The 22,604-nt window shown below is 70.2% G+C and carries 23 protein-coding genes; 22 read left to right on the top strand and 1 reads right to left on the bottom strand.

Annotated features, from left to right (window positions below):
- Positions 1-60: 60 nt before the first annotated feature.
- The 16 genes from ACGFIM_RS31325 (at position 61) to ACGFIM_RS31250 (ending at position 14,682) form a co-directional block, all read left to right on the top strand.
- Entirely contained in the window at positions 61-759 is a 699-nt protein-coding gene (locus ACGFIM_RS31325; RefSeq protein ID WP_364065727.1) for a helix-turn-helix domain-containing protein, read from the top strand.
- A complete protein-coding gene (gene sufB / locus ACGFIM_RS31320) occupies positions 756-2,168 on the top strand; it encodes a Fe-S cluster assembly protein SufB (protein WP_393207550.1) in 1,413 nt (470 codons plus the stop codon). The genes ACGFIM_RS31325 and sufB overlap by 4 nt, the downstream gene beginning before the upstream one ends.
- The gene (sufD, locus tag ACGFIM_RS31315; RefSeq protein ID WP_393207547.1) at positions 2,168-3,292 is read left to right on the top strand and encodes a Fe-S cluster assembly protein SufD; all 1,125 of its coding nucleotides are present in this window, start codon (positions 2,168-2,170) and stop codon (positions 3,290-3,292) included. The genes sufB and sufD overlap by 1 nt, the downstream gene beginning before the upstream one ends.
- The gene (locus tag ACGFIM_RS31310) at positions 3,289-3,609 is read left to right on the top strand and encodes a non-heme iron oxygenase ferredoxin subunit (protein ID WP_364065719.1); all 321 of its coding nucleotides are present in this window, start codon (positions 3,289-3,291) and stop codon (positions 3,607-3,609) included. Before sufD ends, ACGFIM_RS31310 begins: the two co-directional genes overlap by 4 nt.
- A gap of 4 nt (positions 3,610-3,613) precedes the next feature.
- The gene (gene sufC, locus ACGFIM_RS31305; RefSeq protein ID WP_393207543.1) at positions 3,614-4,360 is read left to right on the top strand and encodes a Fe-S cluster assembly ATPase SufC; all 747 of its coding nucleotides are present in this window, start codon (positions 3,614-3,616) and stop codon (positions 4,358-4,360) included.
- A complete protein-coding gene (locus ACGFIM_RS31300; protein ID WP_393207540.1) occupies positions 4,357-5,613 on the top strand; it encodes a cysteine desulfurase in 1,257 nt (418 codons plus the stop codon). The genes sufC and ACGFIM_RS31300 overlap by 4 nt, the downstream gene beginning before the upstream one ends.
- A gap of 2 nt (positions 5,614-5,615) precedes the next feature.
- The gene (gene sufU / locus ACGFIM_RS31295) at positions 5,616-6,056 is read left to right on the top strand and encodes a Fe-S cluster assembly sulfur transfer protein SufU (RefSeq protein WP_393207537.1); all 441 of its coding nucleotides are present in this window, start codon (positions 5,616-5,618) and stop codon (positions 6,054-6,056) included.
- Positions 6,053-6,415 carry a metal-sulfur cluster assembly factor gene (locus ACGFIM_RS31290; RefSeq protein WP_378790106.1) on the top strand — a complete coding sequence of 121 codons (363 nt, stop codon included), beginning with the start codon at positions 6,053-6,055 and terminating at the stop codon, positions 6,413-6,415. The genes sufU and ACGFIM_RS31290 overlap by 4 nt, the downstream gene beginning before the upstream one ends.
- A gap of 307 nt (positions 6,416-6,722) precedes the next feature.
- Positions 6,723-8,504, top strand: a complete 1,782-nt coding sequence (locus ACGFIM_RS31285; protein ID WP_393207533.1) for a DEAD/DEAH box helicase — start codon at positions 6,723-6,725, stop codon at positions 8,502-8,504.
- A 414-nt stretch (positions 8,505-8,918) separates the two neighbouring features.
- Positions 8,919-9,182, top strand: a complete 264-nt coding sequence (locus ACGFIM_RS31280; protein WP_345386086.1) for a phosphoribosyl-ATP diphosphatase — start codon at positions 8,919-8,921, stop codon at positions 9,180-9,182.
- A 61-nt stretch (positions 9,183-9,243) separates the two neighbouring features.
- Entirely contained in the window at positions 9,244-10,089 is an 846-nt protein-coding gene (gene hisG, locus ACGFIM_RS31275) for an ATP phosphoribosyltransferase (RefSeq protein ID WP_393207529.1), read from the top strand.
- 186 nt (positions 10,090-10,275) lie between these two features.
- Complete coding sequence (locus ACGFIM_RS31270) at positions 10,276-11,160, top strand: ABC transporter ATP-binding protein (RefSeq protein WP_393207526.1); 885 nt, start codon at positions 10,276-10,278, stop codon at positions 11,158-11,160.
- Positions 11,160-11,894, top strand: coding sequence for an ABC transporter permease (locus ACGFIM_RS31265; protein ID WP_393207523.1), 735 nt, complete (start codon positions 11,160-11,162; stop codon positions 11,892-11,894). Before ACGFIM_RS31270 ends, ACGFIM_RS31265 begins: the two co-directional genes overlap by 1 nt.
- Complete coding sequence (locus tag ACGFIM_RS31260; protein WP_393207520.1) at positions 11,891-13,024, top strand: sensor histidine kinase; 1,134 nt, start codon at positions 11,891-11,893, stop codon at positions 13,022-13,024. Before ACGFIM_RS31265 ends, ACGFIM_RS31260 begins: the two co-directional genes overlap by 4 nt.
- 52 nt (positions 13,025-13,076) lie before the next feature.
- Complete coding sequence (locus ACGFIM_RS31255) at positions 13,077-13,682, top strand: response regulator transcription factor (RefSeq protein WP_393207517.1); 606 nt, start codon at positions 13,077-13,079, stop codon at positions 13,680-13,682.
- 343 nt (positions 13,683-14,025) lie between these two features.
- Entirely contained in the window at positions 14,026-14,682 is a 657-nt protein-coding gene (locus tag ACGFIM_RS31250; RefSeq protein WP_393207514.1) for an acVLRF1 family peptidyl-tRNA hydrolase, read from the top strand.
- 53 nt (positions 14,683-14,735) lie between these two features.
- Here the strand turns inward: ACGFIM_RS31250 and ACGFIM_RS31245 are convergent, their stop codons facing one another.
- Positions 14,736-15,554 (bottom strand): NAD(P)H-binding protein, encoded by an 819-nt coding sequence (locus ACGFIM_RS31245; RefSeq protein ID WP_393207511.1) that lies wholly within the window; start codon positions 15,552-15,554, stop codon positions 14,736-14,738.
- 88 nt (positions 15,555-15,642) lie between these two features.
- Here ACGFIM_RS31245 and ACGFIM_RS31240 point away from each other — a divergent pair, with 88 nt between their 5' ends.
- The 6 genes from ACGFIM_RS31240 to ACGFIM_RS31215 all read left to right on the top strand — a co-directional run bounded on the left by ACGFIM_RS31240 (position 15,643) and on the right by ACGFIM_RS31215 (position 22,581).
- Positions 15,643-16,233 carry a TetR/AcrR family transcriptional regulator gene (locus tag ACGFIM_RS31240; RefSeq protein WP_393207508.1) on the top strand — a complete coding sequence of 197 codons (591 nt, stop codon included), beginning with the start codon at positions 15,643-15,645 and terminating at the stop codon, positions 16,231-16,233.
- Positions 16,234-16,396: 163 nt separating this feature from the next.
- Complete coding sequence (locus tag ACGFIM_RS31235) at positions 16,397-17,416, top strand: LacI family DNA-binding transcriptional regulator (RefSeq protein WP_393207505.1); 1,020 nt, start codon at positions 16,397-16,399, stop codon at positions 17,414-17,416.
- A gap of 1,078 nt (positions 17,417-18,494) precedes the next feature.
- Positions 18,495-19,124 carry a YesL family protein gene (locus ACGFIM_RS31230; RefSeq protein ID WP_393207502.1) on the top strand — a complete coding sequence of 210 codons (630 nt, stop codon included), beginning with the start codon at positions 18,495-18,497 and terminating at the stop codon, positions 19,122-19,124.
- Complete coding sequence (locus ACGFIM_RS31225; protein WP_393207499.1) at positions 19,121-20,680, top strand: extracellular solute-binding protein; 1,560 nt, start codon at positions 19,121-19,123, stop codon at positions 20,678-20,680. The genes ACGFIM_RS31230 and ACGFIM_RS31225 overlap by 4 nt, the downstream gene beginning before the upstream one ends.
- A 53-nt stretch (positions 20,681-20,733) precedes the next feature.
- The gene (locus ACGFIM_RS31220; protein WP_393207497.1) at positions 20,734-21,696 is read left to right on the top strand and encodes an ABC transporter permease; all 963 of its coding nucleotides are present in this window, start codon (positions 20,734-20,736) and stop codon (positions 21,694-21,696) included.
- Positions 21,697-21,705: 9 nt separating this feature from the next.
- Entirely contained in the window at positions 21,706-22,581 is an 876-nt protein-coding gene (locus ACGFIM_RS31215) for a carbohydrate ABC transporter permease (protein WP_393207494.1), read from the top strand.
- The last annotated feature ends 23 nt before the right edge of the window (positions 22,582-22,604 follow it).

Genomic DNA, 22,604 nt, shown 5'->3' with positions numbered 1-22,604 from the left:
CCTGCTCAGATCCGTTTGTGCGGCGGGAAGGAATTACGGCACACTGATGTTGTGAAAAACATGCCCACGATGGAGCCCGGTAGCGAGCGCGGCACGCGCGCCCGCGTCGCCAGGCTGATCCTGGAGCATGGTCCCATCGCGGCCGCCGCCCTGGGCGAGCGGCTCGGGCTCACGCCCGCCGCCGTCCGGCGTCACCTCGACGCCCTGGTGGCCGAGGGGATGATCGAGCCTCGCACGATCCGCCCGCGCGGTCAGCGCGGGCGTGGACGGCCGGCCAAGCTGTTCGCGATCACCGATGCGGGGCGCAGTGCTTTCGAGCACGCCTATGACGACCTGGCCGGGAGCGCGCTGCGCTACCTGGCCCGGCGCATGGGAGACGAAGCCGTGGCCGATTTCGCCCGCGAGCAGGTCGCGAGCCTGCTCCACCGGTTGGAGCCGGTCATGCGGACGGTGCCCGCGGACCAGCGCGTGCAGGTGCTGGCGCAGGCTCTGTCGGCGGAGGGGTACGCCGCCTCGGCCAGCAAGGCCAAGTCCGGCGGCGACCAGCTCTGCCAGCACCACTGCCCGGTGGCTCACGCGGCCGCGGAGTTCCCGCAGCTGTGCGAGGCCGAGACGGAGGCGTTCGCGCAGCTGCTCGGCACGCCGGTGCAGCGCCTGGCCACGATCGCCCACGGCGACGGGGTGTGCACCACCCACGTGTCCCCCCAGTCCCTGGCCGATTCCGCACATAAAGACAAGAGCAAGGAGACCGGAAGGTGACTGTCACCGACCGCCCGGAGCTGGAAGGCCTCGGGAATTACAAGTTCGGCTGGGCCGACCCGGATGCCGCGGGTGCGGCGGCCAAGCGAGGCCTGTCCGAGGAGGTCGTCCGCAACATCTCCGCTCTGAAGAACGAGCCGGAGTGGATGCTCGACCTTCGCCTGAAGGGCCTCCGCCTGTTCGAGAAGAAGCCGCTGCCGACGTGGGGCTCGGACCTCAGCGACATCGACTTCGACAACATCAAATATTTCGTGCGCTCGACCGAGAAGCAGGCCGCTTCCTGGGACGAGCTGCCCCCCGACATCAAGAACACCTACGACAAGCTCGGCATCCCCGAGGCCGAGAAGCAGCGTCTCATCGCCGGTGTCGCGGCCCAGTACGAGTCCGAGGTCGTCTACCACAAGATCCGTGAGGACCTCGAGGCCAAGGGCGTCATCTTCGTCGACACCGACACGGGCCTGCGCGAGCACGAGGACATCTTCAAGGAGTACTTCGGCTCGGTGATCCCGGTCGGCGACAACAAGTTCGCCGCGCTCAACACCGCCGTGTGGTCCGGTGGCTCGTTCATCTACGTGCCGCCGAACGTCGAGGTCGAGATCCCGCTGCAGGCCTACTTCCGGATCAACACCGAGAACATGGGCCAGTTCGAGCGGACCCTGATCATCGTGGACGAGAACAGCTACGTCCACTACGTCGAGGGCTGCACCGCGCCGATCTACTCCTCCGACTCGCTGCACAGCGCGGTCGTCGAGATCATCGTGAAGAAGAACGCCCGCTGCCGTTACACGACCATCCAGAACTGGTCGAACAACGTCTACAACCTGGTCACCAAGCGCGCCGTCGCCTACGAGGGCGCGACCATGGAGTGGATCGACGGCAACATCGGCTCCAAGGTCACCATGAAGTACCCGGCCGTCTACCTCATGGGCGAGCACGCCAAGGGCGAGACGCTGAGCGTCGCGTTCGCCGGTGAGGGCCAGCACCAGGACGCCGGCTCGAAGATGGTGCACCTGGCCCCCAACACCAGCTCCAGCGTCATCTCCAAGTCGGTGGCGCGCGGCGGCGGCCGCACCTCCTACCGCGGTCTCGTGCAGATCGAGGAGGGCGCCCACGGCAGCGCCAGCACCGTCAAGTGCGACGCCCTGCTGGTCGACCAGATCAGCCGCTCCGACACCTACCCCTACGTCGACGTCCGCGAGGACGACGTCTCGATGGGGCACGAGGCCACGGTCTCCAAGGTCAGCGAGGACCAGCTGTTCTACCTCATGAGCCGCGGGCTCGACGAGGACGAGGCGATGGCGATGATCGTGCGCGGCTTCGTGGAGCCGATCGCGCGCGAGCTGCCCATGGAGTACGCGCTCGAGCTCAACCGGCTGATCGAGCTGCAGATGGAAGGAGCCGTCGGCTGATGGGCCTGAACGAGAAGCCCCTGTCGACCCTGCACGACAAGTCGTCCTTCGACCTGGCCGACTTCGACGTCCCGACGGGTCGCGAGGAGGCGTGGCGCTTCACGCCGCTCTCCCGCCTCAAGGGCCTGCACAACGGCAAGGCCGAGCCGGCCGGTCACGTCCGCGTCGACGTCGAGGCGGCCCCCGAGGTCACCGTCGAGACGGTCGGCCGCGACGACGCCAGGCTCGGCACCTCGTTCGTGCCGTCCGACCGGGTCAGCGCCCAGGCGTGGAACAGCTTCGAGAAGGCCACCGTCATCACGGTGCCGCGCGAGGCCGTCACCTCCAAGCCCACCGTGCTGACGCTGACCGGCGAGCAGGCCGGCGGCGCCGCCTACGGCCACATCGTGGTCAAGGTCGAGCCGCTGGCCGAGGCGGTGCTCGTGATCGACCACAAGGGCAGCGCCGTCTACGCCGACAACGTCGAGTTCGTCGTCGGGGAGGGCGCCAGCCTCAAGGTGGTCAGCCTGCAGGACTGGGAGGACGACGCCGTCCACGTCTCCGCCCACCACGCCCAGCTCGCCAAGGACGCGGTGTTCCGCAGCTTCGTGGTGACGCTCGGCGGCGACCTCGTACGCCTGTCGCCCAGCGTCGGCTACACCGCCCCTGGCGGCGACGCCGACATGACGGGCGTCTACTTCGTCGACGCCGGCCAGCACCTCGAGCACCGCCTCCTGGTCGACCACTCGCAGCCCAATTGCAAGAGCAACGTCGACTACCGCGGCGCGCTGCAGGGCCAGGACGCCCACGCCGTCTGGATCGGCGACGTCATCATCAGGGCCGAGGCCGAGGGCACCGACACCTACGAGCTCAACCGCAACCTCATCCTCACCGACGGCGCCCGCGCCGACTCGGTCCCCAACCTCGAGATCCTCACCGGCGAGGTCGCCGGGGCGGGCCACGCCTCCGCCTCCGGCCGTCTCGACGACGAGCACATCTTCTACCTCCAGGCCCGCGGCATCCCGCACGACGAGGCCCGCCGCCTGGTCGTGCGCGGCTTCCTCGGCCAGCTCGTCGAGAAGATCGAGGTGGAGGAGATCCGCGAGCGCGTGATGAACGCCCTGGAGGCGGAGCTCTCGCGATGAGCGCTTTCGAGAAGGTGTGCAAGCTCGCCGACATCCCCGACGAGGGGGTCATCGGCGTCGAGGTGGGGGAGACCCCGGTCGCGCTCGTGCGCAAGGGCGATGAGGTCTTCGCCCTGCACGACATCTGCTCCCACGCCGAGGTCAAGCTCAGCGAGGGCGAGGTCTACGACGGCACGCTGGAGTGCTGGCTGCACGGCTCGTGCTTCGACATCCACACGGGCAAGCCGACCGGACCTCCCGCGACCCAGCCAGTGAACGTCTACACAGTGAAGATCGACGGCGATGACGTCCTCGTCTCGCTCTCGAAGGAGTCCTAAGCACATGTCCACCCTTGAGATCCGTGACCTGCAGGTCGCCGTCGAGGACAAGGAAATCCTGCGCGGCGTCAACCTGACCGTGAAGGCCGGTGAGACCCACGCCATCATGGGCCCCAACGGCTCGGGCAAGTCGACGCTCGCCTACGCGATCGCCGGTCACCCCAAATACACCATCACCGGCGGCCAGGTGCTGCTCGACGGCGTGGACCTGCTGGAGCTGTCGGTCGACGAGCGGGCCCGCGCCGGCCTGTTCCTCGCCATGCAGTACCCGGTCGAGGTTCCCGGCGTGTCGGTGTCGAACTTCCTGCGCGCGGCCGTCACCGCGATCCGCGGCGAGGCGCCGAAGCTGCGCGAGTTCTCCAAGGACCTGAAGAACGGCATGGACGCGCTGTCCATCGACCCCGCCTTCGCCCAGCGCAACCTCAACGAGGGCTTCTCCGGCGGCGAGAAGAAGCGCCACGAGATCCTCCAGCTGGAGCTGCTCAAGCCGAAGATCGCGGTGCTCGACGAGACCGACTCCGGCCTCGACGTCGACGCGCTGCGCGTGGTGTCGGAGGGCATCAACCGCTTCCGCTCCTCTGGCGACACCGGCGTGCTCCTCATCACCCACTACACCCGCATCCTGCGCTACGTGAAGCCGGACTTCGTGCACGTGTTCGCGGCCGGCCGGATCGTCGAGGCGGGCGGACCCGAACTGGCCGAGAAGCTCGAGGCCGAGGGCTACGAGCAGTACACGAAGGCATCTGCATGACTTCCACCGGCCTCGATGTGGAGAAGATCAGGAAGGACTTCCCGATCTTCTCCCGCGAGCTGCCCGACGGGCGCCCGCTCGTCTACCTCGACTCGGGCAACTCCTCACAGAAGCCCGCCCAGGTCATCGAGACCATGCGGGAGCATCTGGCGCTGCACTACAGCAACGTCGGGCGCGCCATGCACGTGCTGGGCGCCGAGTCCACCGACGCCTACGAGAGCGCCCGCGACAAGGTCGCGGGCTTCATCGGGGCGCCGGCGCGCGAAGAGGTGATCTTCACCAAGAACGCCTCGGAGGCGCTCAACCTGCTGGCCTACTCCTTCGGGAACCCGGCCACCACCGATCCCCGCTTCACGCTGGGGCCCGGCGACGAGATCGTGATCTCCGAAATGGAGCACCACTCCAACATCGTGCCGTGGCAGCTGCTCGCGCAGCGCACCGGTGCGACGCTGAAGTGGTTCGGCGTCACCGACGAGGGCCGGCTCGCCTACGATCCCGCGCTCATCACCGAGCGCACGAAGATCGTCTCCATCGCCCACCAGTCCAACGTGCTGGGCACGATCAACCCGGTGGCCCAGGTGGCCGCCAGGGCCCACGAGGTGGGCGCGCTGATCGCGCTCGACGCCTCACAGTCCGTGCCGCACCACCGCACCGACGTGACCGCGCTGGGCGCCGACTTCGTGGCCTTCACCGGCCACAAGATGGTCGGCCCCTCCGGCATCGGCGTGCTGTGGGGGAAGGCCGAGCTGCTCGAGGCCATGCCCCCCTTCCTGGGCGGCGGCGAGATGATCGAGGCGGTCTGGATGGACCACTCGACGTACGCGCCGATCCCGCACAAGTTCGAGGCGGGCACGCCGCCCATCGTCGAGGCCATCGGGCTCGGCGCGGCGGTCGACTACCTCACCGAGGTGGGCATGGACGCCATCGAGGCGCACGAGCGCGCCCTGACGGACTACGCGCTCCAGGCCCTGCGCGAGGTGCCCGGACTGCGCGTCATCGGCCCCGAGACGCTGGAGGAGCGCGGCGGCACGGTGTCGTTCACGCTGGAGGGCATCCACCCGCACGACGTGGGGCAGATCCTCGACGACCAGTTCGGCGTGGCGGTCCGCGTGGGGCACCACTGCGCGCGCCCGCTGCATCTGCGCTTCGGAATACCGGCGACCACGCGGGCGTCGTTCTACCTGTACAACACCACGGGCGAGATCGACGCCCTGGTGCGCGGCCTCCATCACGTTCAGAAGGTGTTCGCATAGCCATGATCGGCGAGTCGATGTACCAGGAGCTGATCCTGGAGCACTACAAGCACCCGCAGGGGCGGGGGCTGCGCGAGCCGTACGACGCCGAGGTTCACCACGTGAACCCCACGTGCGGCGACGAGATCACGCTCAGGGTCAAGGTGGGCGACGCCGGCAAGATCCTCGACGTCTCCTATGAGGGGCAGGGCTGCTCGATCAGCCAGGCCGCCGCCTCGGTGCTGCACGAGCTGGCCACCGGCTCCACGGTCGAAGAGACGCTGTCCGTGGTCGATGAGTTCACCCGGCTGATGCAGGGCAGGGGACAGGTGGAGGCCGACGAGGAGATCCTGGGCGACGCGGTCGCGTTCGCGGGCGTGGCCAAGTTCCCGGCGCGCGTTAAATGCGCGTTGCTTTCTTGGATGGCCTATAAGGATGCGGTTGTGAGGAGCGCTGCCCAATGAGCAAGCCAGTGGAGACGCCGACCGATTTCGACGGCGAGACGAGTCCTGAAGAGGTCATGGAGGCACTCAAGGACGTCGTCGACCCCGAGCTCGGCATCAACGTCGTCGACCTCGGCCTGGTCTACGGGCTCAACCTCGACCCCGGCGAGAACGGCGGCAAGCCCGTGGCCACCATCGACATGACCCTGACCAGCGCCGCCTGCCCGCTGACCGACGTCATCGAGGACCAGGCGCACTCCGCGCTCGACGGCATGGTCTCCGACGTGAAGATCAACTGGGTCTGGCTGCCGCCATGGGGCCCGGACAAGATCACGGACGAGGGGCGCGAGCAGCTTCGTATGCTAGGCTTCAACGTCTGACCTTTTCCGCTGTCACGGCTGGCGTAAATCGTCAGCCGTTTCAGCGTGTTCGGCGCGTTTTCCGGAAAGTCCGGACGCAACCCGGGGGAATATCCGATAACATCCCCGGCGTTGGTAACAGATGTACCTGACGTCTCATTACGCGTAACGCACCGCCTGCGGCCGGTGCCAGGTGCGTCTCCCCCTTTTTCTTCCCGCCCCCATGACGGCGGGTGCCCTTACCCTGTGCGGCCCCGCCGCATGCCTTGGCTCGTCCTTTCGCAGAAGTGACGTGCCACTTCGACGGAAAGGCACGACTTTCGTGACCATGCTTGACGCTGTCATGCCCACGCTCGACGACACCTCGTCCGAGCCGGGCCCGTCCGAGTTCGAGCTGCTCGGCCTGCCGAAGCCGCTCGTCAACGGGCTGGCCAGACTGGGCTTCGACAGCCCGTTCCCCATCCAGAGGGCGACGATCCCCGACGTGCTCGCCGGCCGCGACGTCCTCGGCCGCGGGCAGACCGGATCCGGAAAGACGCTCGCCTTCGGCCTGCCCACCATGGCCCGCATCGCCGGCGTGAAGCCCGCCCCCGGGCGGCCCCGCGCGATGATCCTCGTCCCCACCCGCGAGCTCGCGCTCCAGGTGCACGACGCCCTCGAACCTCTCGGCCGCGGCCTCGGCCTGCGCATGAAGGTGGTCGTCGGCGGCATGTCCATGGGCAAGCAGATCGAGGCGCTGCGCCGCGGCGTCGACCTCGTCATCGCCACCCCCGGCCGCCTCGGCGACCTCATCAGGCAGGGCGAGTGCTCGCTCGCCGACGTCGAGGTCAGCGTCCTCGACGAGGCCGACCACATGTGCGACCTCGGCTTCTTCCCCGTCGTCACCGAGCTGCTCGCGCAGACCCCGGCCGACGGGCAGCGGCTGCTGTTCTCCGCCACGCTCGACGGCGACGTCGACAAGCTGGTGCAGCGCTTCCTGAAGGACCCGATCACCCACTCCGTGGCGCCGGCGACCTCGCCGGTCGACACCATGGAGCACCACGTCATGCAGGTGACGCGGGACGACAAGTTCGACGTCACGGCCGAGATCGCCAACCGCGAGGGCCGTACGATCATCTTCGTCCGCACCCAGCACGGCGTCGACCGGCTGTGCAAGCAGCTCGCCAGGGTCGGCGTCAAGGCCGGCGGCCTGCACGGCGGCAAGCGCCAGAACCAGCGCACCCGCATCCTGTCGGAGTTCCGCGAGGGCGCCATCAACGTGCTGGTCTGCACCGACGTCGCCGCGCGCGGCATCCACGTCGACAACATCAGCCTGGTGCTGCACGTCGACCCGCCGCAGGACCACAAGAGCTACCTGCACCGGGGCGGCCGCACGGCGCGCGCCGGCGAGAAGGGCACCGTGGTCACGCTGGTGCTGCCCAACGAGCGCCGCTCGACCGAGGCGCTCACCCGCCGGGCCGGCATCCATCCGTTCCGCCTCAAGGCCACCCCGGGCCACCCCAGGGTCGCCGAGGTGACCGGGGCCCGCCGGCCGAGCGGCGAGGCCATCCCCGTGTGGGAGCCCGACGTCCGCAAGCCGCTGCGCCCCCGCCGCGACGGCGGCACCTCCGAGCGCCGCGGCCGCAGGCGCCGTGACTTCGACGGTGAGCGGCGCCCGCGCCGCCACGAGGACGGCGACCGTCCGTACGGTGAGGACCGCCGTCCGCGCAGGGAGTTCGACGGCGAGCGCAGGCCACGCCGCGAGTTCGACGGTGAGCGGCGCCCGCGCCGCCACGACGACGGCGGCCGCGCGTTCGAGGACCGGCGTCCGCGCCGCCACGAGGAGGGCGAGCGGCCCTTCAGCGCGCCGTCCGACGAGCGCCGTACGCGCCGCCACGGCGAGGGCGAGCGGCCGTTCGGGCGCGCGCAGGAGCCGCGGACGTTCGGCGACGACCGCCGCCGCGAGGGGCGCGGCCGGGGCGGCTACCGCTCCGACGACCGCCCGCTGCGCTCGGACGAGCGCGGTCCCCGCTCCGACCGCTACCGTTCCGACGACCGTCCCGCGGGTCACCGCTCCGGGCGCTCGGAGGAGCGCGGCCGCCGCGGCTCCGGCCGCCGCTACGAGCGCTGACCGGCCTTTCGGGCGTTCGCCCCGGCGAGTGCCGGCCGCTCGGTCCTGGCTCGCCCCGCGAGCGCTGACCGCCGCCTGAGCCGACCATGGAACCGCCCGCCGCACCTCCGGGATGCGGCGGGCGGTTCGCGTTTCCAGATCAGCCCATCGGCCCGCTCAGTGCGATGCCGCGTGGCGAGGGCGTTCGGCCCGGTCCCGGTCCGGCCCCTGGTAGCGCGCGCCGCACCGGGGGACGCGAGCAGGATCGCGCTGCCCGCAGCCGTCGTTCGTCGCATCGCCATCCGGTGCGGACGCGCACGCGGCGCGGACATGAACTGTTGATGACGGTCGTCTCGCGTGGCGGACACCGGGCGGTGGCACCCCGTGACGCAGACTAGGCTTAACAGGCACGCCAGCCGACCGACGAGAGAGACCATGAAGACCTTCGAAGAGCTGTTCGCCGAGCTGTCAGAGAAGGCCAGGACCCGGCCCGCGGGCTCGGGCACCGTGGCCGCGCTCGACGCCGGCGTCCATGCCATCGGCAAGAAGGTCGTCGAGGAGGCCGCCGAGAGCTGGATGGCGGCCGAGTACGAGTCAGACGACAGGGCAGCGGAGGAGATCTCGCAGCTCCTCTACCACGTGCAGGTGCTCATGATCGCCCGGGGCATCGGCCTCGACCAGGTCTACAAGCATCTCTAGGGCGCCCCGGCGCCCGGCCACCGCGGAGAGACAGTGAGAGCGAGACACGTAAGGACCTGACATGCTGCGCCTGGCAGTACCGAACAAGGGCGCGCTCAGCGAGGGCGCCCAGAGCATGCTCAAAGAGGCCGGCTACCGGCCCCGCAGGGACAGCAAGGAGCTCGTCGTCGTCGACGAGGCCAACGGCTGCGAGCTGTTCTTCCTGCGCCCCAGGGACATCGCCGTCTACGTCGGCGAGGGCACCCTCGACGTCGGCATCACCGGCCGCGACATGCTGATCGACTCCGGCGCGCCGGTCGAGGAGATCATGCCGCTCGGCTTCGGCAACTCCACCTTCCGGCTGGCCGCCCCGGCCGGCGCGATGTCCTCGGTCGCCGACCTCGACGGCCGCCGCATCGCCACCGCCTACCCGGGCCTGCTCGACAAGTACCTGTCCGACCAGGGCGTCGACGCACGCGTGATCAAGCTCGACGGCGCCGTCGAGACCGCCATAAGGCTCGGCGTGGCCGACGCCATCGCCGACGTCGTCGAGACCGGCACCACCCTGCGCAACGTCGGCCTCGAAGTCTTCGGTGAGCCGATCATGCGCTCGGAGGCGGTGCTCATCAAGCGGCAGGGCGCGGCGGAGACGCCGGGCGAGGGCCAGCTCGTCCGCCGCTTCCAGGGCGTCGTCCACGCCCGCGACTTCGTGATGATGGACTACGACATCCGCGCCGAGCGCATCGAGGAGGCCATCGCGCTCACCCCGGGCATGGAGGGGCCGACCGTCTCGCCGCTGCACCGCGAGGGCTGGGTCGCCGTGCGCGCCATGGTCCGCCGCCAGGGGCACCAGCAGGTGATGGACCAGCTCTGGGACATCGGGGCGCGCGCCATCCTGGTCACCGACATCTACGCCTGCCGCCTGTGAGCCTCGGGGCGCGCCCTCTCTGATCCGGGGCGCGCCTTTCTCATCCCGTCCGGTCCCGGGCGCGCCGCCGTTCGCGTCGCGTTCTTTCAGGTCCCCGTACGGTGCGCTCGTACTGACAAATGTCATGGCGAAGGCCGGAGGGAACGCACTGCCGCCGCCCACCGCCCCGCACCTAGCGTTCACGTCATGAACGCCATCGTCTTCGACCACGTCAGCAAGCACTACGGGGACGTGCTCGCCGTCGACGACCTGTCGCTGTCCATCGAGCCCGGCTCGACGGTCGCGCTGCTCGGCCCCAACGGCGCCGGCAAGTCCACCTCCATCAACCTGCTGCTCGGCCTCCTGCAGCCCACCGCGGGCACGGTCGCCGTGCACGGCCGCAGCCCCGCCGAGGCGGTCAGGGCCGGGGAGATGGGCGCCATGCTCCAGCACGGCGCGCTCATCCCCGAGCTGACCGTCAAGGAACTCGTCGACTGCGTGCGCCGCCTCTACCCCCGCCCCCTGGCCCTGGACGAGGTCCTGGAGCTGGCCGACCTGACCGGCCTGGCCGGGCGGCGGGCGAACAGGCTGTCCGGCGGGCAGGCGCAGCGGGTCAGGTTCGCCCTCGCCGTCGCGGGCGCGCCGAAGATCCTGCTGCTCGACGAGCCCACCGCCGCCATGGACGTCGAGTCCAGGCTGCGCTTCTGGGCGGGCATGCACGACTACGCGGCCGGCGGGCGTACCGTCGTCTTCGCCACCCACTACCTGGAGGAGGCCGACGAGCACTCCGACCGGGTGATCGTCATCGCGCGCGGAAGGCTGGCGGCCGACGGCACCGCCGCCGAGATCAAGGCCGCCGCCGGAGGCAGCGCCGTCACCTTCGACCTCGGCGCCCAGCCCGCGGCCGGGCTCGACCGGCTGCCCGGCGTACGCGCCGTCGAGGTCGTCGCCGGCACGGCCACCCTGCACACCTCCGACCCCGACGCCACCCTCGACGCGCTCTACCGGGGCACCGCGCTCGACGTGCGCGGCCTCCGGCTCACCGGGGCCGGACTCGAAGCCGCGTTCCTCCAGCTCACCAGGGAGTCCTGATGCTCGCCTTCGCCAAGATCGACATCCTGCGCATGCTGCGGAACAAGCGCTACCTCGTGTTCGTGGTGAGCTTCCCCGTGCTGCTGTACGTGATCAACGCCAACATCTACGGCCAGGACACCTCCCCGGACGGCGTCGCCTACAGCGTCGTGCTCATGGTGTCGATGGCCGCCTACGGGGCGCTGGCGGCGTCCATGATGAGCTCCGCCGTGCCGCTGGCCACCGAGCGGCAGTCCGGCTGGCTGCGCCAGATCCAGATCACCCCGCTGCCCGGCTCCGCCGTCATCGCCGTCAAGCTCCTCACCGCGATGCTCCTCGTGCTGCCCTCGCTGGCGCTGGTGAGCCTGGTCGCGATCGTCCAGCAGGGCGTGTCGCTGCCGCCGGGCAGATGGGCGGCGCTGCTGGTGGCGCTGTGGCTCGGTGCCGCGCCGTTCGTGGCGCTCGGGCTGGCCATCGGCTCGGCGCTGACCGCCGACGCCGCCCAGCCGGTCGCCATGATCTGCATGTTCGCCCTGGCCATCGCGGGCGGCCTGTGGTTCCCGCCCGAGGTCTTCGGCGCGACCATGAAGACCGTGGCCGAGCTGACGCCCTCCTACCACTACGCCGGGCTCGGCTGGAGCCTCGCCGCGGGCCACGGCGTGGCCACGGCGGACGTGCTGGCCGTCGCCGGATGGACGGTCGTGCTGGGCGGGCTGGCGGCCTTCCTCTACCGGCGGGCTACGGTACGTGCATGAGCTTCGCCGACCGGATCAACTTCGGCGGCCCCGACGAGAGCGGGCCGCCCGCCAGGAGACTGGTGGGCGTCGCCGTCGGGATGGTCTACCTCCTCTTCCCGGTCACCGACATCGTGACCGGCGCGCTCAGCGGGGTCACGGCGGTCGCGGCGGCGCTGCTGCTGGTGGCGTACATCGGCGCCTACATCGCCACCGTCGTCAGCCCGCCGACCATGGTCAAGGCGGGCCGCTTCACCTACCCGCTGCTCGCGCTGGTCACCCTGCTCGGTGTGACGGCCGCGCTCGCCTTCGGCGGGTCCTGGCTGTCGCTGCCGGTCTACACCGTCGTCCTGTACGCCTTCGTCCTGCGGCCCGCTCACACCCTGGCCGGCATGGCGCTGAGCCTGCTGGTCGTCATCGGCGGCGGTGTCCTGCACCGCGACGACTGGGACACCCTCGCCGTGCTCGCCATCCAGGTGGTGACGCTCGGCGTGCTGTTCATCAGCGTCCGCAACACCCGCGCGCTGAGCCACCGGCTCCGCATCGCCCAGGACGAGGTGGCCAGGCTCGCCGCCGCCGAGGAACGCCTGCGCATCGCCCGCGACCTGCACGACCTGCTGGGCCACAGCCTGTCGCTCATCGTGCTCAAAAGCGAGCTCGCCGGGCGGCTGGCCGAGGAGTCGCCCCGGGTGCGCCAGGAGATCGCCGACATCGAGTCCGTCGCCAGGAAGGCGCTGACCGAGGTGCGCGAGGCGGTCGCCGGCTACCGGCAGCGCAGCCTGGCCGAGGAGCTCGACAGCGCCCGCGCGGTGCTGGCCGCCGCAGGAGTCGCCGCCGAGGTGCGCGTCACCGGGGGACCGCCGCCCGCCGCGCTCGACGAGCTGTTCGCGTGGAGCGTGCGCGAGGGCATCACCAACGTCGTGCGCCACGCGCACGCCAGGCGGTGCGAGATCGCCGTGACCGTCGGCGGCGGCACCGCCATGCTGGAGATCGTGGACGACGGAGACGGCGGCGACGGGCCGTACGAGCCGGGCAGCGGCCTGCGCGGGCTGACCGAGCGCGTGACCGCAGCCGGCGGCACGGTCACCGCCGGCCCCGACGGACGCGGGCACCGGCTCAGGGTCCAGGTGCCCGCGGTGGAGTACGCGTGATCTCTAGGGGAGTACGCATGAACCGGGCGCCGGCTCCTGCGATGGAGTACGCATGATCAGGGTGATGCTGGCCGAGGACCAGGCCATGGTGCGCGGGGCGCTGGCGTCCCTGCTCGGCCTCGAAAGCGACATCGAGGTCGTCGGCGAGGCCGCGAACGGCGACGAGGCGCTCGCCGTCGCCGCCGCCACCCGGCCCGACGTGGCGCTGCTCGACATCGAGATGCCCGGCACCGGCGGGCTCGCCGCCTGCCGGAACATCGTCCGCGACGTGCCGGGATGCCGGGTGATGATCCTCACCACCTTCGGCCGCCCCGGCTACCTGCGCACCGCCATGGAGGCGGGAGCGGTGGCCTTCCTCGTGAAGGACAGCCCGGCCAGGGAACTGGCGGCGGCCATCCGGCGGGTGCACGCGGGGGAGCGGGTCATCGACCCCGCGCTCGCGGCCGCCGCGCTCAGCGCCGGCCCCAACCCCTTGTCGGGGCGCGAGCGCGACGTCCTCGCCGCGGCGGCCGACGGATCCACGATCGGGGACATCGCGGCGCGGCTGCACTTGTCCGAGGGGACCGTGCGCAACTATCTGTCGTCGGCCATCCAGAAGACCCACGCCCGCAACCGCATCGAGGCGGTGCAACGGGCCAAGGCCCAGGGCTGGGTCTGACCCCTGGGCCTCGGCCCGGCGTCGCGCGCGCCGATCGCTCACCTGCACCCGGCCCGCACCGGACGATCACGGGCGGCCCGTCGATCCCCACCTTCGACCGCGGCAGCACCACTCCGACCGGCGGCTCCAGCACCACGGCAGCGGCCGTGGCGCGCAGGGCGCCCGAAGAGACCACGACGGCGGGATGCGCGCCGACGGCCCCGGTGCCGAGGTCCACCAGGGGGCGGGTGAGCAGGGAGGTGGTCTGGTGTGTCAGGCCGGAGCGGTTTCGCGCCTCCCGGCGGCGCTCTTCGCCGCTGGGCGGGGCGGCGGGGTGAAGGCTGGGTTCGGTAGGGTTCGCGGCATGGGCGGGCGTCCGGCGAAGGGAGGCGGCCGGTGGGTCTGCGTGCCGCCGGAGCGCCTGCATCCGTGGATCGACGGGTTCGCCGGGCGCCACGGCCCCTTCTCGGCGTCCGGCGACGAGCGGGTGGTGCGGCTGGTGGCCGGTGACGGCGCTGTGGCCGAGCTGCACGTGCCCTTTCCGCCCATGACGCCGCCAGGACCGCCGCACGTCACCCGGCTGGTCATGCACGCGCGGGCGGCGCGGCGGGTGGGCGTGTTCCTGGTGCGGCTCGGCGGTTACGCGGCCGGGGTGTTCCACGGGACGGAGCTGGTGGCGTCGAAGGTGGGGTCGCGGCTGGTACAGGGGCGTACGGCGGCCGGCGGGTGGTCGCAGCAGCGCTACGCCAGGCGGCGGGCGAACCAGGCGGCGCGGGTGTTCGAGGACGCGGTGGCGACGGCCGTACGGGTGCTGACCCCGCACCTCGGCAGGCTGGACGCGGTGGTGCTCGGCGGTGACCGGCGCGCCGTGGACGCCCTGCGGCAGGACCGCCGCCTCGCCCCGCTGCTCGCGCTGGAGCGCGAGCCGTTCCTCACGGTGCCCGACCCGCGGCTGGCGGTGCTGCGGGAGACGCCCGCGCGGTTCAGAGCGGTACGGATCCGGGTCGTCGATCCCTCCTGAGCCCTCGGCGGGATCCGATCCGGGCGGCCCTCGCCGCACGGTGCGCCGTTCGTTCAGGAGAAGGCGTCCTTGTGGTCGGTCAGGAAGGCGGACAGGGGACGGGGCGGGCGGCCGGTGAGATCCTCCACCGTCGTCGTGGTCGAAGCCCAGCGGCCGTCGCCGATCTCGGCCATGAGGGCCGCCAGCTCGGCGGCCTGGGCGCGCGGCATGCCGCGGCGTTCGAGGTGGGCGGTCATCTCGGGGACGGGCAGGTCCACGTAGCGGGCGGGGCGGCCGAGCACGCGGCCGATCTCCTCGGCGATCCGGTCGTGCGGCAGCGACTCGGGCCCGGTCAGCACGTGCTCGCCGCTGGGCCCGGCGGGGCCGGTCAGCAGGGCGGCGGCGGTGGCGGCGATGTCGCGGGCGTCGATGTAGTTCACGGGGGCGGTGCCGTACGAGCCGTACATGACGCCGTCCGCGAACTCGTGCGGCAGGTTCTGCATGAAGCCGGTCGGCTGCAGGATCGCGTACGGCACGCCGGACGCCCGCAGGTGGGCGTCCACGATCCCGTGCAGGCCGGTGGCGAGCCGGGCGCCGGAGGCGGCGCCGCGTACCGACACCGTGACGATCTGCGCGACCCCGGCGCGCGCCGCCAGGTCGATGACGGCGCGGTGCGCGTCGGCGAAACCGGGCCAGATCGAGCTGTTGAGGAAGAGCCGGTCGCCGGGGGAGAGCAGGGCGCCGACCGTCTCGGGACGTTCGAGGTCGGCGATCCGGTACGGGATGCCGAGGTCGCCGGCGGGACGGCGGACGGCGGCGAGGGCGTCGCGGCCCCGCAGCAGCGCGGCGAGTTCACGGCCGATGGAGCCGGTGGCACCGGTCACCACGATCATGAGCGTACCTCCATAAGCGGACAGATGGATTCCGGTTAGCCGGACGGTACACTAGACGGAATTGGATCGTCCACTTAGGAGCCGGAACGTGCGCGCGGACGCCAGGCGGAACCTCACCAAGATCGTCACAGCCGCGGCGGAGGCCATCGCCGAACGCGGGGTCAACGTTCCGATGGAGGTCATCGCGCGGCGCGCGGGCGTCGGCGTCGGCACCCTCTACCGCCGCTTCCCCGACCGCAACGCGCTGATCGCGGCCGTCGGCGAGCACTACGTCCACACGATGACCGAGGCGCTCGACGCCGCCACGGCCGAAGGCGACGCGTGGAGCGCGATCCGCAGCTTCGTCTCCTGGGCCGCCGAGCCGGGCCGCACCGCGCTGTCCACGGCGCTCGCCGAGCTGCCGGACGAGGTGGTCGTGGGGCGGGCGGAGTTCGCGCGGGCGCGGCAGGAGTGGGTCGAGCGGCTCGACCGGCTCGTACGCCAGGCGCAGGCCGACCGCTCCATGCGCGAGGACGTCGGCACCGACGACCTCGTCCACCTCCTGAGCATCTTCACCTGCCACCCCGACGGGCTTCCCGCACCCGTGGCCGCCGATCCGGGCCGCTATCTGCGGCTGATGCTGGACGGCATGAGCGCCGAAGTCGCGACCTCGCGCACATGGCAGGCAGCAGGCTCTTGAGACGATTCAATAATTTGCCGCTATGATGAGCCGAGTTCTCGGTGGACCGCGCCAGGCGGCACACCGTACGACATCGGGTCACGCCTCTCGCCGGTGCGCCGTGTCCGGCGCGCACCCAGGGCGGCGCTCCCGCACCTTCAGCAGCACGGCCTCGTGAGGATCGATGGCGACCACGAACATCAAAGAGGTCGCGCAGCTGGCGCGCGTCTCGGTCGGCACGGTGAGCAATGTGCTCAACCGCCCCGAGATCGTGTCTCCGGCCACCCGCGAACGCGTCTTCGAAGCGATCAAGAAACTGGGGTTCGTCCGCAACGAGGTGGCCCGCCACCTGCGCGCTGGCCGCAGCCGCACGGTCGGCCTCGTCGTGCTCGACGTCGCCAACCCGTTCTTCGTGGACGTGGCCACGGGCGCCGAAGCCGTCGCCGACGACCACGACACCATGGTGGTGCTCTGCAACAGCGCCGGAGACCCCGGCCGCGAGCGCCGCCACCTCGACCAGCTCGAACAGCAGCGGGTGATGGGCATCCTCATCACCCCGGTCGAGGCCGAGACCCCCTGGCTCGAGGAGCTCGTCGCCCGCGGCACACCCGTCGTGCTGGTCGACAGCCCCGCCACGGGGCTGCAGTGCTCGGTGGCCGTGGACGACCGGCTCGGCGGCCAGATCGCCGGCGCGCACCTCATCGAACGCGGACACCGCCGCATCGTCTTCGTCGGCGGGCCGACGAGCATCAAACAGGTGGCCGACCGGCAGGCCGGCGTGACCAGCGCCGTCGCCGCCTCAGGGGGCGCCGTCGAGCTGCTCACCGCCACCGCGCCCGCGCTCACCGTGGCCGAAGGACGGGCCATCGGCGAGCGCATCGCCGCCCTGCCGCCCGCCGAGCGGCCGACCGCCGCCTTCTGCGCCAACGACATGATGGCGCTCGGGTTCCTGCAGGCCATGGCGTCCAACGGGCTGCGGGTGCCCGCCGACATGGCCATCATCGGCTACGACGACATCGACTTCGCCGCCGCCGCGGCCGTGCCGCTGTCGTCGGTGCGCCAGCCCCGCGAGCTGCTCGGCCGCACCGCCATCGATCTGCTGCTGGAGGAGGTGAGCGACCCCGAGCAGCACCGTCACCGCCAGGTCATCTTCCAGCCCGACCTGGTCGTCCGCGACTCCAGCGCCCCGTACCGCTCCTCCTGACCTCGTGCTCCTCTTGGGCGCCTGACCGGCTCCGTTGCGCTGTGGGGCTGGTCGTGGCACGGCCGATCTTCTGGTGCGGGCGTTCACGCCCCGCCCCGGGCGGCGCGCGGCGGTGGGCTGCGGGTGGTGTGCGGTGGTGGGCTGCGGGTGAGTGCTGCGCTCGCCCCCGGCGGTTGCGTCTCGCCCCGTTGCGGCGGCGCTGGTACTGCGTCGTGCTCCGTTGCGGCGGCGCTGGTACTGCGTCGTGCTCCGTTGCGGCGGCGCTGGTACTGCGTCGTGCTCCGTTGCGGCGGCGCTGGCACTGCGCTCGCCCCGGCAGCGGCGCGGGTGCCGCGCTCGCCCCCGGCGCGTGTGCTGCGCTTGGATGCGGGGGCGCGGGTGTCGTGCTCGCCATTCCGGCCGGGTCGTGGCCGCTCATGGCCGTGTGGGCGCTGTCGGACGCTCCACGCCGGTCGCGTCGTCCCGGTGGTGCCGGTTCGAGGGCTCTCGTCCGCTCACCCGGTCGGGCGGCCACGGGCCCTCGCTCGCTCTCGTCGCCGCGTCGTGGCTGGTCGCAGCGGTGGAGTGCGGTAGTGGGGGCGGCCGGTGACCGGTGCCGCGCCTTCGCATCCCCCTGTGGCCGCTCCGCTTCGCTCGTCTCGGCCGGTGGTCTGCTCGCTCCCGTCGCTGCGCTGTGCTCGTCCCCGGCCTGCGCTGCCGCCTCTGCCTGTGCGCCGGCGTGGCGTCCCATCCCCGGCCGGGCGCGGCGTCCCATCCCCGAGGGTGAGGTGTTCTGTGGCGATTTGAGGTGAAGTGGCTGGATGTGTGGCCTGGCCGGAGGGCTTCGCGGTACGTTGCTGGGGAGCTTCTCGGAACCAACGATTTGGTCTCGGGGGCCCGGTCGCACGGGGATTCTCGCTGGTCGGGCGGCCGGAGCGGGGCGCGGCGGCGAAATCTCCGCCGTCCGCATCATTGACTTTGAGTCGATTCAACACTACTTTCGCACCAACCGCCGTTCACTACCTTGTAACTGGGCAGGAACCACGGTGCAACACTCCACCCCCGCATTCGTGCACGTGCCACGAGAAGGTGGTGCCGGATGAATCATCCCGCCATGTCGATCAGGATCCAAGCTGCCTGCTCAGAGGTCATCTGGGTGGTCCAGCTCAACCTGATGTGGCTCGTCTTCACCCTCGCGGGAGGCGTGATACTCGGGCTCGGGCCCGCCACGGTGGCCGCGTACACGCTGGCCCGGCGGCACGCCAGGAATGAATCGTTTCAGGTGTGGGGCGAATTCTGGACCGTCTACCGGCGGGAGTTCGTCCGTGGCTCGCTGCTCGTCCTGCCACCGGCGGTGCTCGCCACCGTACTGGTCGGCAACTACCTGTACTTCTCCGTGCTCGGCCAGGACGCGGGCGGGCTGCGGGTCGCGACGTTCGTGGCGCTGCTGGCGCTCGCGGCCGTCGGGTCCTACATCGGCCCGCTCTACACGCACTACGAGCTGCCGCTGTGGGCGTACATCCCGAAGGCGTCGCTGCTCGCGCTGACCCGGCCGGCCTCCACCGTGCTGCTGATGTTCACGCTCTGGGCGATCGTCTACGCCACATCGGAGATGCCCGTCCTGGCGCCACTGGCCAGCATCGGTGCGTGGATCTCTGTCAACACCTGGCTCTGCCTGCGCTTCTTTGAGGAGAACGAGGCGCGCCTGCATTCGGAAGGAAACCCATGAGCGCATCCCGTAGTCGCTTCCTCGCCGGAGCGTTAGCGCTGACAACCGCCCTGGTGGCCTCCGCGTGCTCCGGCACCGGCGCCGGCGGCGATTCAAGCCAGGCGGACGACAACACGATCACGTTCATGACGCAGCTGTTCGGCACCGCGCCCGACCCCCAGGGCGAGCTGCACCAGGCGATCGAGAAGTTCCTCGGCAAGAAGATCAAGGTCACCTGGGTGCCGAACGCCGAGTACCAGGAGAAGGTCAACGTCACCCTGGCCTCGGACAACATCCCTGACGTCATGGTGGTCGACCCGAAGTCGCCCGCGTTCGGCAAGGCGGCCGAGGCCGGGGCGTTCTGGGACCTCACCGACAAGATCAAGAAGTATCCGAATCTCGTCGGTGACGAACAGGTCCTGCTGAACTCCTCGATCAACGGCAGGATCTACGGCATCTACCGCATCAGGCCGCAGCTCCGCTCGGCCATCCAGATCCGCAAGGACTGGCTGAAGAAGGTCGGCCTGGAGCCGCCGAAGACGACCGACGACCTCTACAAGATCGCCAAGGCGTTCACCGAGGACGACCCGGACGGCAACGGCAAGGACGACACCTACGGCCTCATCATCCCGAAGTGGCCGGGCACGGTGTTCGCCGCCTCCAGCCCGTTCAACGCGATCGACGTGTGGTTCGGCGCGCCGAACAACTGGGACATCCGTGACGGCAAGGCGGTGCCGGAGTTCGACACGCCCGAGTTCTTCGAGGCGCAGCGCTACATCAAGAAGATGATCGACGAGGGCCTGGTCAACCCCGACTGGAACACCCTCGACACCGCCAAGTGGAACGACCCGTTCGTCCAGGGCAAGGGCGGCATCATCATCGACGTCGACGTGCGCACCACGCAGCTGCTCGACCTGTTCAGGGAGCAGGACCCGAAGAACTACGGCGACAAGGTCCTGACGGTCGGCAACCTGGCCAGGCCCGACGGCAAGAAGTTCTCGCTGCCGTTCACCGGTTACAAGGACGTGCTGGCCATCTCCAAGCAGCGCATCCGCACCGAGGAGCAGCTGGACGACCTGCTGACCACGCTGAACAAGCTCGCCAGCAAGGAAGGCCAGGTGCTGCTCGCCAACGGCATCGAGGGCCGCAACTTCAAGGTCGAGGACGGCGTGGCCGTGCTCATCAACCAGGACGACCCGAAGGTCAAGCAGCTCCAGGACGACGTCGACAAGGCGTTCATCCAGCTCGGCACGCGGGCCAGCACCGGTACCGGCGGCGCCGCGTACGAGCGGGTGCCTCCGGAGGAGCCGTACCGCAAGGACCTGGAGGAGCGCAAGAAGCGCGTCGAGGAGGACCTGAAGACGGCCGTGTGGGACGTCAGCGCGCCGGTGGTCTCGCCGACGGCGGTGGCGAAGGGCGCGACGCTCAACCCGATCGTCACCGACGCGCGGATCAAGTACCTCGCGGGCCAGATCACGGAAGAGCAGCTGAAGGCCGAGATCAAGCGCTGGTATGACAGCGGCGGCCGGCAGATCGCCCAAGAGATCCAGGACCTGGTCTCCAAGCTCGGCCAGTGACGCAAGCAGGGAGGGGCCCGTCCGGGCCCCTCCCATGGACAGAAGGAGGCCGAGTGGCCACCGACCTGGCGACGCCACCGGTCAAGACGGTCACGTCGCACGGGCGCAAGCCCGGCAAGGCCCGCCACCTGTGGCGCTATCGATGGCTGTACCTCATGCTCCTCCCGGGGCTGGTGTACTTCATCGTCTTCAAGTACGTGCCCATGCGCGGCCTGCAGATCGCCTTCCAGGACTTCGTGCCGTTCCTGGGCTACAGCGGCAGCGAGTGGGTGGGCTTCAAGCACTTCGTGGACCTGTTCACGGGGCCCGACTTCGGCCGGCTGATGTACAACACGCTGGTCCTGGCGCTGCTGAACATCGTGTTCGTCTTCCCCGCGCCGATCATCGTCGCGCTGCTGCTGAACGAGCTGCGGATCAACATCGTCAAGCGCTCGGTCCAGTCGCTGATCTACATCCCGCACTTCCTGTCGTGGACGATCGTCGCGTCGCTGACGTACATCCTGTTCTCGGTCGACTACGGCGTGCTGGCCGGGTGGATCCACGACATCGTCGGCGGGCCCAAGGTCGACTACGTGGCGCAGCCGGAGTGGTTCAGGCCGGTCATCATCCTGCAGACGCTGTGGAAGAGCACCGGGTGGTCCTCGATCATCTACCTGGCGGCGCTGGCGGGCGTGAACCACGACCTGTACGAGGCGGCGAGGATGGACGGCGCCGGCCGCTGGCGCCAGCTCTGGCACGTCACGCTGCCCGCGATCCGCCCGACGATCGTCGTCATGGCCATCCTCATGTCCGGCAACCTGCTCGACATGAGCTTCGAGCAGATCTGGCTCATGACGAACAGCCTCAACCGCGCCACCGCCGACGTGTTCGACACCTTCGTCTACTACGTGGGCATCAACCAGGGCGCGTTCAGCTACGCCACGGCCGTCGGCCTGTTCAAGGGCGTGGCGGGAGTCCTGCTGATCTTCGGTTCCAACTGGCTGGCCAAGCGCCTCGGCCAGCGGGGTCTGTTCTAGGAGCGCCGCATGTCCGTCAACCAGTACCGCTCCGTGGGCAGCCGGATCTTCGACACGATCAACGTCATCGTGCTGATCGGGCTGGGCCTGATCACGCTCCTGCCGCTGCTGTACGTCCTCGCCGGCTCGTTCGCCACGGAGTCGGAGATCGCCTCGCGGTCGTTCTTCCTGTGGCCGCACAAGTTCGTCACCAGCACCTACGAGTACATCTTCGCCACCGATGTGTTCATCAGGGCGCTGCTGACCACGATCGGGGTGACGGCCGTCGGCACGGTCATCCAGCTCATGCTGACGCTGACCATGGCCTACCCGCTGGCCAAGCGCTACCTGCCGGGCCGGGCGCTGGCGCTCAACCTGGTCATCTTCACCGTGGTCTTCAGCGGCGGCATCATCCCGACGTACCTGGTGGTGCGCGACCTGGGGCTGCTCAACAGCTACTGGGCGCTGATCCTGCCGCTTGCGATCAACCCGTTCTACCTGCTGATCGTCAAGAGCTTCTTCCAGGAGCTGCCCGAGGCGCTGGAGGAGGCGGCCCGCATCGACGGCTGCACGGAGATGGGCGTCTTCTTCAAGATCGTGCTGCCGCTGTCGAAGCCGATCATCGCGACGTTCTCGCTGTTCTACGCCGTGGGCATCTGGAACGACTACATGTCGCCGCTGCTGTACATCGACGACAGCAGCAAGTGGACGCTGCAGGTGCTGGTCCGCCAGCTCACCGGCGCGGACGCGCAGAACGCGCTGTCGGCCCTGGAGACGGTGTTCTTCCCCACGCAGGGCCTGAAGTTCGCCGTCGTCGTCATCGCCACGCTGCCGATCCTGTGCTTCTACCCGTTCCTGCAGAAGCACTTCGTCAAGGGCGTCCTCATCGGGTCGGTCAAGGAATGACGCGAGCACATCGTTGGAGGGAA

Source organism: Nonomuraea sp. NPDC049309 (genome assembly GCF_043196965.1).
Taxonomy (GTDB): Bacteria; Actinomycetota; Actinomycetes; order Streptosporangiales; family Streptosporangiaceae; genus Nonomuraea; species Nonomuraea fastidiosa.
The sequence above is the reverse complement of the archived record's forward strand: the minus strand, read 5'-3'. Positions and strand labels throughout refer to the sequence as shown.